This is a genomic window from Shewanella woodyi ATCC 51908 (assembly GCF_000019525.1).
GTDB classification, from domain to species: domain Bacteria; phylum Pseudomonadota; class Gammaproteobacteria; order Enterobacterales; family Shewanellaceae; genus Shewanella; species Shewanella woodyi.
This window is the reverse complement of record NC_010506.1, coordinates 3487645-3499196: the sequence shown is the minus strand read 5'-3', so window position 1 is coordinate 3499196 and position 11552 is coordinate 3487645. Positions and strand designations below refer to the sequence as shown.

At 43.6% G+C, this 11552-nt stretch carries 10 protein-coding genes; 4 read left to right on the top strand and 6 right to left on the bottom strand.

Translation table 11 applies throughout. The features are described from left to right. Positions 1–8 precede the first annotated feature (8 nt). The 4 genes from nuoC to SWOO_RS14790 form a co-directional block, all read right to left on the bottom strand. The gene (gene nuoC / locus SWOO_RS14805) at positions 9–1805 is read right to left on the bottom strand and encodes an NADH-quinone oxidoreductase subunit C/D (protein WP_012325473.1); all 1797 of its coding nucleotides are present in this window, start codon (positions 1803–1805) and stop codon (positions 9–11) included. 2 nt (positions 1806–1807) lie between these two features. Next, the gene (locus tag SWOO_RS14800; RefSeq protein WP_220387991.1) at positions 1808–2398 is read right to left on the bottom strand and encodes an NADH-quinone oxidoreductase subunit B; all 591 of its coding nucleotides are present in this window, start codon (positions 2396–2398) and stop codon (positions 1808–1810) included. A gap of 53 nt (positions 2399–2451) precedes the next feature. Then, entirely contained in the window at positions 2452–2820 is a 369-nt protein-coding gene (locus SWOO_RS14795; RefSeq protein WP_012325471.1) for an NADH-quinone oxidoreductase subunit A, read from the bottom strand. 210 nt (positions 2821–3030) lie between these two features. Then, positions 3031–3462, bottom strand: coding sequence for a CBS domain-containing protein (locus SWOO_RS14790; RefSeq protein WP_012325470.1), 432 nt, complete (start codon positions 3460–3462; stop codon positions 3031–3033). A gap of 524 nt (positions 3463–3986) precedes the next feature. On the opposite strand from SWOO_RS14790, the gene SWOO_RS14785 reads away from it, so the two are divergent. Beyond that, the gene (locus SWOO_RS14785) at positions 3987–4664 is read left to right on the top strand and encodes a TetR/AcrR family transcriptional regulator (protein ID WP_012325469.1); all 678 of its coding nucleotides are present in this window, start codon (positions 3987–3989) and stop codon (positions 4662–4664) included. An 87-nt stretch (positions 4665–4751) separates the two neighbouring features. On the opposite strand, the gene cysK is transcribed toward SWOO_RS14785, so the two are convergent. Next, positions 4752–5720 carry a cysteine synthase A gene (gene cysK, locus SWOO_RS14780; protein WP_012325468.1) on the bottom strand — a complete coding sequence of 323 codons (969 nt, stop codon included), beginning with the start codon at positions 5718–5720 and terminating at the stop codon, positions 4752–4754. Positions 5721–6007: 287 nt separating this feature from the next. Between cysK and SWOO_RS14775 the strand changes: the two genes are divergently transcribed. The 3 genes from SWOO_RS14775 to SWOO_RS14765 all read left to right on the top strand — a co-directional run bounded on the left by SWOO_RS14775 (position 6008) and on the right by SWOO_RS14765 (position 10601). Continuing rightward, positions 6008–7135: an RDD family protein gene (locus SWOO_RS14775; protein ID WP_012325467.1), complete on the top strand. Its 1128-nt coding sequence runs from the start codon at positions 6008–6010 to the stop codon at positions 7133–7135. Positions 7136–7234: 99 nt separating this feature from the next. After that, a complete protein-coding gene (locus tag SWOO_RS14770; protein WP_012325466.1) occupies positions 7235–8482 on the top strand; it encodes a response regulator in 1248 nt (415 codons plus the stop codon). A 232-nt stretch (positions 8483–8714) separates the two neighbouring features. Beyond that, positions 8715–10601: a tetratricopeptide repeat protein gene (locus SWOO_RS14765; RefSeq protein ID WP_041417679.1), complete on the top strand. Its 1887-nt coding sequence runs from the start codon at positions 8715–8717 to the stop codon at positions 10599–10601. Positions 10602–10608: 7 nt separating this feature from the next. On the opposite strand, the gene SWOO_RS14760 is transcribed toward SWOO_RS14765, so the two are convergent. Then, positions 10609–11526 (bottom strand): MBL fold metallo-hydrolase, encoded by a 918-nt coding sequence (locus SWOO_RS14760; protein ID WP_012325464.1) that lies wholly within the window; start codon positions 11524–11526, stop codon positions 10609–10611. Positions 11527–11552 lie beyond the last annotated feature (26 nt).

Below are 11552 nucleotides of genomic sequence, written 5' to 3'. Positions count from 1 at the left end.
AATCTCTCCTACCTATCCACATCAGCCATCACAAAATCGATACTGGCCAAGATCACAATGAGATCTGCCACCATTAAGCCTTTTGCCATTTTAGGTATCATCTGTAAGTGAGCAAAAGAGGGGGTACGAATACGAGTGCGATAACTGGTATTGCTGCCATCACTGATAATGGTGTAGGCGTTAACCCCTTTGGTTGCTTCAACCGCGAAGCAGGATTCACCTTTTGGCATAACCGGTCCCCAACTGACATTGAGAAAATGCTGAATTAAGGTTTCGATATCATGCTTGCTACGTTGGCTTGGAGGCGTGGTTAATGGGTGATCGGCTTTGACTTCGCCCTCGGGCATGTTGTTGATGCATTGCTGGATAATCTTGACACTCTGTCTCATCTCCTCAACCCTAAGTTGGCACCTGTCGTAGGCATCACCTTTGTGTCCAGTAGGAACCTCAAAATCATAATTTTCATAGCCAGAATAGGGGCGGGCTTTACGTAGATCCCACTCTAGACCCGTGGCACGTAAACCTGCGCCGGTGATATTCCAATCTAAGGCTTCTTGGGTGTTGTATTGACCAATACCAATTGAGCGCCGCTTTAGTATGCTGTTTTGCATCACCATCACTTCATACTCGTCGAGTTTTTTGGGGAACTCATCGACAAACTCCTGCATCATGGTGTCCCAGCCTTTGGGAAGGTCTTGAGCAAGCCCACCAATTCTGAACCAGCTTGGGTGCATACGTGCTCCCGTTATCGCCTCGATGATCCCGAACAGCTTTTCTCTGTCGATAAACAGGTAGAAAATGGGAGAGAGTTGACCAACATCTTGAGCAAAGGTGCCAAAAAACAACATGTGGCTTAAGATCCTAAAACACTCAGCCAGCATGACTCGGATACATTTGACCCGCTCGGAGACTTGTATATTGGCTAACTGTTCGATAGCCAAGATATAGGGAAAGTTATTCATCACTCCCCCTAGGTAGTCGATTCTATCTGTGTAGGGAATAAAGCCATGCCATGTCTGGCGCTCTGCTATTTTTTCAGCCCCCCTATGATGGTAGCCAATATCAGGCACCGAATTGATGATATGTTCGCCATCGAGTTGCAGGGCGATGCGAAAAACCCCATGAACACTGGGATGGTTAGGTCCTAAATTTAAAAACAGATAGTCATTGTCTTTATTACTCTGCTCCATTCCCCAGCGTTTGGGATCGAATTTGAGCGCTTCCTGCTCAATGGCCAGACGTTCATCGTCTAAGCTAAAGGCTTCAGTTTCAGTAGCTCGACAAGGGAACTCTTTACGTAGCGGGTGACCCTTAAACGTGGGAGGAAGCAGCAGTCGATAGAGGTTGGGATGATCACTAAAGATGATACCAAACATATCCCAAGCTTCACGCTCATACCAGTTAGCCGATGGCCAGAACGCGGTAATGCTAGGGATCTCAGCTTGGTCGTTTGCCAGTGCGACTTTGAGCCTGATATCTTGATTACGGTTAATTGAGCAGAGTTGATACACTAAGGTGAAATCTTGTGCGGGTAACTTGTCTTTATCTAGTCTTAATCGTTCATCGACGCCGAAGAGATCAAGTAAAAGATCAAAGGGCTGGGGCAAGGTTTTAAGCAATCTAAGTGCCGGGATTAACTGTGTCTTATCTATCCAGAGTGTGAGTATGCCGTCGATGCATATTTGCTGCTCTACTGAGTCGCTTAATAAACTTTTAAGTTCAGGTAACATCTCCAGAGTTAACATCTGTTTTATGTTGCCAGATTGACCGTTTATTGCCGATACCTCCTGAGTGAATATGCTCATGCTTACACCTCATCAGGCGGTGTGAGCTTATCGGCTTTGATCCTCTGCTCATGTTTTTCATCACGCATATTGCGACAGGCAAATGCTTGTATCTCTTCGGGGGTAATAGTGCGATTGAGTGGCCTTGCTTGGCGGGGGGCACCATCCTTAATGGCCTCTTGAAGCAATGTCAGCCCGTACATTAAGGCTTCGGGTCTGGGAGGGCAGCCAGGAACATAAAGGTCGATAGGAAGAAAGCGGTCGGCACCTTGCACCACACTATAGACATCATACATGCCGCCTGAATTAGCGCAGGATCCCATGCAGATCACCCATTTAGGTTCTAACATCTGATCATAGAGATGCTTAATGACGGGTGCCATCTTAAGAAAAACCGTTCCAGATATCACGATTAAGTCAGCCTCTCTGGGAGTGGCGCGTATCACCTCAGAGCCGAATCTGGCGATATCGTGACGGCTAGTAAAGGAGGTGGCCATCTCAACGTAACAGCAGGAGAGCCCAAAATTAAAAGGCCAGAGAGAGTTGCTTCTACCCCAAGCCACTAAATCTTCGAGTCGAGTAACTAGTAGGTTTTTCTCAACGACTTCCTGCATGGTTTGAGTTGAGGTTGGAATGATCTCAGGTTTACTTAGTTGCCAGCGCATGGCTACTCCCCTTGTTGTCTTTTACCCCAATTGAACGCACCCTGTTTAATCTCGTATATCAAAGCAATAAACAGAGCTAAAATGAAAAGTCCGGCGGTGGTTAATCCAGGCCAACTGGTCTCAAGTACGACAAGGGACCATAGGTAGAGGTAAACGGCTTCGATATCGAAGATGACAAAGGAGATAGCAATTAAGAAGTAGTTAACGTTCCAGCGGATGTTAGTATCCCCCACGGGCACAATACCTGATTCATAGGGGTAGCTATTTTTCCTTTTTTGACCTCTGGGATTGAGCGCATGGGAGACGAGCAGCATTGTCAAAGTGACAATGATGATAGCGAAAGAGTAAAAAATAAAACTCGCAGATACCATAACCTAGCGCCTTATTCTTTGTTTCTTATATTTTATTAGCTTGTTTTTTGCTGGTTAAATTATAAACAGTAATGTGCAAGCTGCCTGATTTATGAACAATGATCAAGTTTAAAGCAGGATTTAAATGTTAAAAGCATCGCCAAATCCTCCTAATATGATGTTATAAAGCCTTCAAATAGCGAGAGGAAACGAGTTAACCCCTTGTCATGATTAAACCAGACGCGAGTGCCCATCTTGGTACATGGCTTTTAACTGATCATCAATCGCCTTTAAAACATCTGAGCGGGTGATAACACCAATGAGTTTGTTGGATTCATCTATGATGGGATAAATTTTGGGTTTTGCGTGGGTCATCTGCTGAGCCAGATCTAAGACAGAGCCATCTGGACGAACAGTGAGGGGTTTATCATGCATGAGATCGCCCACGACATAATGACTTTCATTTAGGTAGGTGGCTTCAAGCATCTTGATTAAACAGTCCTGTTCAGAGAGGAAACCCACAACGTAATTGTTTTCGTCTATTACTGGTCCGCCAATCTGCTTTGCGCGAAGAAATATCTCAACCGCTTCAGCAATATGCATATCAACAGTAAAGGTTACCGGCCTTCTATTCATGTAGCTGGATATTTTAATCGATTCCATTTTAACCCCTTAATTGCAACTAGGTAGTCTTGTCTGCCATAGTGAGCTTACTGATGAGTGGATGAACTCTTTGGTTGATTTTTATTCCACTATTTATAAGGTTAGTCTGAAAAATTTTTTTTGTTGAAGAAATAGAGAAATTATCTATGACTAGCTTGGTATGAAAGTCTTATACCAATTAGTATAAGAAAGTAGTCAGCTCAGAGCTGTTTTAGGCAAACTAGTTCAAGGCGGATAACTGAAGTAATGGTTGCTCCCTTGGGAAGTTATTCAACGAAGAAGTAGGCAGCCTAAAACGCTCCTAAAAGGCGAGTCTTAGCGCTTCTGAATACTACGTCATCGAGCTTGAGCGTAGAGCAACTATGCCCTTCACTCGCTTCCTTGTCTCAGAAGCGCTAAGTTCTCGCTGAGTGACTACATCTTTATACTAAATGGTATTAGGTGAAAACAGACAAGGTTTTTACCTAAGATGTGCGCAAGTTGAATCTATAGGCTGTTATTGTGAAGAGGTTAAAGGAAGAGTTATGAGCCACCCATTGAGCTACATTGGTCGCCAGACAAGCCGAAGTGACGGAGAAGCAAGAAGGGTGACTATTCTTGAGGCAACGCTTAGGCTCATTGTCAAAGAGGGAATACGTGGTGTAAGGCATAGAGCAGTGGCCAAAGAGGCGGGAGTCCCTTTAGCGTCAACGACCTATTACTTCAAGGATATTAAAGTCTTGATCAGTGACTCTTTAACTTATTTTGCCGAGAAGACATTATGGATGAACAAGGCCTTGGAAGCCCGCAGCTTTGAGTTGATAAATTTTCTCGGTGAGGATGGAAAGAGTCGTGATGATGAGCATCTAGTGAAATATTTAACCCAGTTTATCTGCGAGCATATTCGTGAACAGGTCAAGCACAGTGACGATAGGATATTAGAGATGGCTTTTCACGAGGAAGCGCTGCGAAATCGTCAACTGGCAGGGGCTATCAAAACCTTAGATGATTCATTTTTAGCAACAATAACGCTTTTTTTTCAAAAACTAGAGTCTGATACTTGTCTAGCCGATGCCTATCAGGTGCTGGGATTGATTAAGCTGCTTGAGTATCAATATGTGATGAGGGGCAATATCGATGAAGATAAAGCCCAGTTTGAATCTATCGTTAACGCTAGCGTTCGAAAAATCATAGGTCACAGGGAGTTATCAATCAGTATATAGGTTTGACCGCTCAGCGAGAGGTTAGCGCTCCTGAGGCAATAAAAAACCAGGCTAAGCCTGGTTTTTTTGCCTTATAGAGACAGATGTTTACTGAATATTTTCTGCGTCACCAAATTCACCTTGGAACAGGATAGATGACAGGTAGCGCTCGGCAGCAGAAGGTAAGATAACCACGATATTCTTATCTTTAAACTCTGGCAGAGCTGCAATGCGGTTAGCTGCAACAACTGCGGCTCCTGAAGAGATCCCAACTAAGATTCCCTCCTCCTTCATTAGACGCTGAGCCATCTCAATTGACTCTTCATTAGAGACAGCTTCGACGCGGTCAATCATCTCAAGATCTAAGTTACCAGGAATAAAGCCTGCACCAATACCTTGGATCTTATGAGGGCCAGGTTTAACTTCAACACCTGAAATAGTCTGCTGAATAACTGGTGAGTCAACTGGCTCAACAGCCACAGAAGTAATGGCTTTACCCTGCGCATTCTTTATGTAGCGGCTGACACCTGTAATGGTTCCACCGGTACCGACACCAGCGACAACAACATCGACTTCACCATCGGTATCATTCCAGATCTCAGGTCCAGTCGTTTTCTCATGGATCTCAGGGTTAGCTGGGTTATCAAACTGCTGTAAAAGAACATACTTCTCAGGTGCTGATTGACGGATCTCTTCCGCTTTATCAATGGCACCTTTCATGCCTTTAGCGCCTTCGGTAAGCACTAAATTAGCACCTAGGGCCTTGAGCAGTTTACGACGCTCTAAGCTCATTGTATTTGGCATGGTCAAAGTAAGCTTGTAACCACGGGCTGCAGCCACATAAGCGAGGGCAATACCTGTGTTACCAGATGTTGGCTCAATCAACTCTTTATCTTGAGTTAATGTCCCTTTTTTCTCAGCATCCCAAATCATGTTGGCGCCGATACGACATTTTACACTGAAGCTTGGGTTTCTAGCTTCAACTTTTGCTAATACATTACCTGGGCTCACGCGCTTAAGACGAACAAGAGGGGTGTTACCGATAGTATGTGAATTGTCTTCGAAAATTTTGCTCATGGGTCGCTTGCTCCTAACAATATAGTACTTAAATGATAATGACCTTTGACGGCATTAGAAGTGATTGTTTGTTCTTCTTTATTCCATTTGGTTATTAATGTATTAGTTCTTATTAATAAAACCTAAATTGTTTTCGTAGTAAAAGTGTTAATCTATTGCTGCAAATAATTAAAACTCCTCTATCTCAAGAGTTTAGTGATTGAATATAGTTTAATTTCAGCCAAGGTGTAAACGCTTGGCTTTGAAGTGGATAACAATAATTAAAAATAATAAGAAAGTGACTTGATATGATTAGGGAAAATCCCACTGTCGACTCTAAAGCTATGGTGACTCCTTTCGCCTTTGAGATCGCACCTGAACTTCTTTATAGCCCCCTTGCGAGCCCATTAAAACGGGGTGGAGCCATGATCATTGATGGTTTGCTGGTGGCTGTTTTAGCTGAGCAGGCAGGTTGGGTATTTATTTTGCTTGTTGGCTTAACCTTGGCTATTCAGAAAAAAAGTCGCCAATTGGGGAAATTCTTCAAGTGGGGACTCTACTCACTCATGCTTGTCATGTTGCTCGTCGTTGCTTTTGACAACCTCATTACCACTTCTTCCTCAAATACCCCCTCACAAGAGCAGGGAGATAAGGCTGAAAGCGCTGAGCTAAGCTCCTTTCAAGTGTTAGGAGAGATACTTGATTACGCGCCTAAGCTGGTTAGTTTCAGCCAGTGTAGCGATATTACTTGTGCAGAAAGCGAACTGGCCGAGCTACTTCCCGCTGTTATAACATCAAGTTTAACTTATGCGGAGAAGAGAGCGGTATTAAGTGGCGCTATTGAGGAGCTTCCTCTTTCAGCAGATGAACAAAAAGCGTTATTGGCAAGAGTTGATATAGCGCTTGCTCCCTTTGATAGTGATAAGAGTATCGAGCCATTACCAAGCTTAAATCCTGATGCTGCAGAAACCATAGCACCATCAATGCCTATCAAAGAGCGCCATTCTCCGACGCCAAGTAAACTTGAAGATCAGCTCTTAGAGCTTGATAAAGAAGAGTTTGAGGAGGTGGACGAGGGCGATAAATACAGTCTACTTTCGTGGGCAAAGGGAATGCTCAATGATCTGGGCTTAGGATTTGGTTGGGCAGCGTTTTATTTTACCGTGTTTACCGCTTGGTTTGATGGTCAGACATTGGGTAAAAAACTGCTCCGCATTAGGGTGGTTCAACTCGATGGAACTGGGTTATCCCTCTGGGATGCTTTTGGCCGTTATGGTGGCTACGGTGCTGGTTTTGCAACAGGGTTGTTGGGATTTTTACAGATCTATTGGGATGCAAATAGACAAGCGATTCAAGATAAGATCTCAGCGACGGTAGTCATCGATCTGAATAGATTGAATACACAGATAGTTTTACCTGAACGTCAGGGAGATTAATTCATAGAAATTTACTATCGACATCAAGAAAGTGGTGAATTAAGGTCGAGGTGGGTATGGAGTTAATTACTTTGCGATTTGAAGTATTAGGAGAGTAAGTTGCGAATATTAGTCGTCGAGGACAGCAGGGTTGTGTCTCGTATTTTACAACACCTTATCGCACAGGAATTGGGCTGCGACGTCGATTTTGCTGAAGATATGGCCACAGCCAGATTACTTCTAACCCAGTATAAGTACTTTGTGGCTATTACTGATCTTAATCTGCCGGATGCGCAAGAGGGAGAGATCGTTAAACTTGTTCAGGGTCATCAGACACCTTGTATAGTATTGACTGGTAGCTTAGATGGCCAGCAGAGAAAACGTCTGCTTCAACTGGGCATCGTTGATTATATTTTAAAAGAGAACCGTTTTAGCTATGAGTATGTGGTTAGACTCGTTACACGACTTAAGCGTAATGAGAAGGTTAAAGTGTTGGTCGCCGACGACTCGATGGTGAGTCGAAAGTTTGTTAGAAGTTTACTTGAGCAACAACTTTTTCAGGTGATTGAGGCTGATGACGGCTTATCGGCACTAGAGATATTAAAGTCTCAGCCCGATATTACCTTGTTAATCACTGACTACAATATGCCGGGTTTAGATGGTTTTGGTTTGATTCTAAAGGTCAGAGAGAGCTTTACCCGTGAAGAGCTGGCGATTATAGGTCTCTCAAGTGATGATGATGAGAGTCTTTCGGCTCGCTTTATTAAAAATGGTGCTAACGATTTCCTACAGAAGCCTTTTGTTCATGAGGAGTTTCATTGTCGGGTGCTTAACACCCTAGACTCTTTAGATATGATCAGAAAACTCTGGGAGCAGGCAAATCTAGATTATCTTACCGGTGTTTATAATCGTCGTTATTTCTTTAATCTGTTTGAAGAGCAGCTGCAACAGATTGAGCAGAAAAAAACCAGCTTAACCCTTGCTTTGCTTGATATCGACTTTTTCAAAAAAGTGAACGATACCTATGGTCATGATATTGGTGATGAAGTGCTGGTTGAGTTTGCTGCTAGATTGAAGCACTTCTTTGGTCAACACTTTACTGTTGCACGTTTTGGTGGTGAAGAGTTCACCGTTGCATTTAGAGGTTTGAATGAGGATAAGGTCTTCTCTTTAATGGATAAGTTTCGTGCTCAACTTGAGGTTGAGGCAATCCAAACCTCCCAGGGGCCGATCAATGTGACTGTCAGTACTGGTATTGCAGGGCTTAGTGACGAGAGCTTAGATAACTTATTACAACGTGCTGACAAGGCGCTTTATGATGCAAAAGAGTTGGGCAGAAACTTAGTCTGTATTGAAGGGAATGAGTAAACGACTTCGTGAACTGTTATTAAATAGGGGCTATTGAGTGATTTAGGAAGAAGTATCTCAGTGGCTCACGGTTTAACCATTGTACAGAACTGTTTGAAGGGAGCTTGCCAAGCTCTGTTTAGTGCAATCAATATAATAAAAATAATATCACCTTATGGACAATTTTTTCCTCAAACAGCTTCTCCTTGCGTGTCTATGTTTAATCTGTCTCCCCGTTTATTCTGTTGGAACATTGCAAGCTCCTCTTGGCTTTGAGGTCACTACCGGAGCCGCGGCAGGCTACGTTGACAGCAAGGCGTGCGCTGTTTGCCATAACGAGCTATATCAATCTTATCAAGAAGTGGGAATGGCAAACTCGTTCTTTCCCGCAAAAGTGGAGCATGCGCTTGCGAACTATAATGCTGAGCCTTTGTACCATAGCGCGAGTCAGCGTTATTATCAGATGCGAAAAACGGATAGCGAAATCATCTTCAAGCGTTATCAAAAAGATGCTGATGGTAAGGTGATTAACCTGTTTGAACAGAGAGTGGATTGGTTTTTAGGCTCAGGTAATAAGGTGCGCAGCTATCTGTATCAAACTGAAAATGGCCAGCTCTATCTGCTTCCAATTGATTGGTACTCTGAAACTGGCGAGTGGCAGATGCATCCAGGATTTGAGGAAAAAGATCACTCAGGAGTGTTAAGAGAGGTGAACCGTGAGTGTATGTTTTGCCATAACGCATATCCTCAGGTAGAGCAGGGCAGCGATATTGCTTGGAAACCAAATCTTTTTCCTAAAAACTTACCCCATGGCACAGGTTGCCAGCGCTGTCACGGTCCAGGTGCTAAGCATATTCAAACGGCATTAGATGTAGAGCCTTTAACTGATATCCGCAGCGCGATAACAAACCCTGCTAAACTCTCCAACCGTCAGCGAGACTCGGTATGCTTGCAGTGTCATCTGCTCCCATCTGGCGCTATCGTTGGTCAGCGCCGTTTCGAGCGACCTATCTACTCATTTCGCCCTGGTGAGTTTATCAATGATTATCTCTTACATGTTGATGTCGTGGATGCTGAGTTGCCAAAAAGTGAGCGATTTGAGATTAACCATCAAGGTTATCGCTTCCTACAAAGCCCCTGTTACTTAAAAAGTGAGGGCAAGCTAACGTGTATTAGCTGCCATAATCCCCACAAAAAAGTAACCCAAGAGGAGAGAGTTGAGCATTTCTCCGCTGTCTGTAAAAGTTGTCACACTCCACATCAAGCAATTGTTTCTGACGATATTAAAAACAGTAAAGATTGTACTGGCTGCCATATGCCTAAAAGGCGTGCTCAAGACGTGGTTCATGCGGTGATGACTGATCACCGCATTCAAGTAAAAAGTGCTTCAGCCAGAGAGCGACTCGCTCCTATGGATAAAGTCCCACCGAAAATCAATGCGCTTGATTTTTTGTTACCCAGCCTATCTCCCAAACACGCCGAAGGTGAGATCTATAAAGCGGTATCGGTACTACAAAGTTTCACCTCTCCTAGCATGGTGGATAAGTTACAGGCGAATCTATTGAAATCTGAGTTCAAAGAGATCACTCCTTGGCTAGTTTTAGCCAATGCTCAGATTAATTTAAAACGCTTTCAAGACGCCGAGAAAACTTTGAATAGGGCACTTGAAATTGAGAAGGCTAACCCTAAAGCTCTGCAGTTATCTGCAGTCGCGATGCTAACTCAGGGGAAGGCAGAGCTGGCAGAAAGTCTGTTTAAACAGGCGCTGATGCAACAGCCAAACTCTGCTGATCTTAATTTTAATGACGGATTACTGCAGCTTAATAACTCAAACTACAAAAAAGCTGAGAAGCGTTTTCAAAAGGCGATATCTCAGCGGCACAATCTCGCGATTGCTTGGTACTACTTAGGTTACTTGGCGAATAAAGAGAGGCCTAGTATGCAAGCCATTGTCCACTTTAAGCGGGCTTTGGAGATTGAGCCAAGTCATACTCGCTCCTATATCGCCATTGCTGAAACTTATATCAAACTTGGCAAACATGAGCAGGCGTTACGGTATTTAACCCATGGCGGCATGGTTGCAACTCAACCGGGCTTAATCCTTAAAAAGTTGAAACAACTACAGAGTCGCCCCAAATAGTGATTGTTTACTGTTTGGATTTTTCTTCGATAGAGTTTGATTCAACTCGCCAAGGAAAAGATCCCATCTCTACTTGAAACATCATGTTCCAAGTGTTGATGGGGAGCCACTCATTATAGAAAGCCCACTGTTGATATTGTGGCAACTTAAGGGTATTTGGCATCTGATAAAACGTGGTGCCCTTTTTAAACTCTGCAAAGATAGCCTGCTGTAGATCGATAAAAAAAGTTTTGGTATCGGCTAAATCTGATTTTCCTCCAACGGCCTCCTTAGCATAAGAGTGTGAAAAGACTGCCTTGGTAAAATCCAGCTGTTCAAGCTCATCGAGCGTCCTCATCAGCTCCTTAATATTAAAATCAGCGATTGAAAAGGGCATGCGCTTTGGCGTTACAATATCTGCGATATAGGCTACTTTCTCTTTGGGGAGCAGAAACGCGGTCATGCCTAAACCATGATTAATACCCAAATAGTGCAGTTCAATTTTTTTGTCGCCGAGTTCAATCTCTTTGCGTTTGCCGCTCCATATCTCATCGGGCATGACTAAATCCCCATGGGGGTTCTTTTGCATCCATTGAGCGGCTTCTTTATGGGCAGCTATTTTGGCGCCTTGCTCCCGAAAAATCTGGCCTCCTTTAGCGTGATCCCAATGGTTATGGCTGTGCAAAAGGTAGCGAATCGGCTGTTTTGTGATTTTTTGGATCGCCTTTAATAGGCCTTGAGAGTGAGTAGTGTTCATGGGATCTATCACAATGACGCCATCATTGGTGATGATAAACATGGAGAAGTAGCCTAAATTAGGATCCCCATAACGGTATACGTCATCAACCACTTTTGACACTTGCTCTTGAGCTGTAACCTGATAACTGAAGGTGAACTGGAGCATCATCGCCGTTAAAACTAGAAATAGACTCGTTTTATTTGCCATCTTTATTCTCTCCAAAGTGATACTGC